1 pseudogene is annotated in these 735 nt (G+C 80.1%); it reads right to left on the bottom strand.

Annotated features, from left to right (window positions below):
* Window positions 1-735, bottom strand: a pseudogene (locus ABD308_RS31285) (hypothetical protein); the annotation flags it as partial.

Raw genomic sequence — 735 nt, 5'->3', positions numbered from 1 at the left:
CGGAGGTGGCGTCAGGGGTGGCACCGCCCGGACCTGCCGCGGCGCGCTCGGGGGAGGCCGCGGGCTCCGTCTCCCGCGCCGCCTCGACGGGCGCCCGCTGCTCCTGATGCCGCGCCCGCTCCTGGTCCTCCGGCTCCGGCGCGGTGGGTTCGGCGGGCCGGGCGGGCTCCCGCTCCTGGGCCGGATCGGGACCGATCTCCTGCTCGACCGGCCGTTCCGCCGGGAGGTCCTGGCCGTCCCCGTCCCCGGCTTCCGCGGTCCCCGCAGCGGGCGTCGGCTCGGGCGTCGGCTCCGGCGCCGCCGAATCCTCCGCTGCCTCGGGCCGGCTCTCGCGCTCGTCCTCGACCTTCTCCGCCTTGGTCGCCGGCGGCTCGGGAAGCGCCGGTTCCTCGGCGTCCGGGGCGGGCGCGCCGTCCGCCGCGCGCGGGATCCGGTCGACCGTCGGGACGGCGGACACCTCCAGGTCCGACGAGGGCAGGAAGTCCGCCGGCCCCAGCTCCGGCTCGTCGGCGGCCGACGGCGGGCGCTGTTCCGGGTCCGCTTCGGGGGCATCGTGGACCTCGGCGTCCGCGCCGGGCTCCAGGCCCAACGGCCGCTCCCCGTCCCGGGTCTCCTCCTGAGGGAGGTCGTCCCGCACCAGCCCGTGCCGGGTGAGCGGGCTGTCCGGGGCCTGCGCGATCGCGTCCAACCGCTCGGGCCGCACCGGCGCGGGCTGCGGGGGCGGTGCGGCGGCGG

The sequence above is a fragment of the Kitasatospora putterlickiae genome, assembly GCF_039527695.1.
GTDB classification, from domain to species: domain Bacteria; phylum Actinomycetota; class Actinomycetes; order Streptomycetales; family Streptomycetaceae; genus Kitasatospora; species Kitasatospora putterlickiae.
The sequence above is the reverse complement of the archived record's forward strand: the minus strand, read 5'-3'. Positions and strand labels throughout refer to the sequence as shown.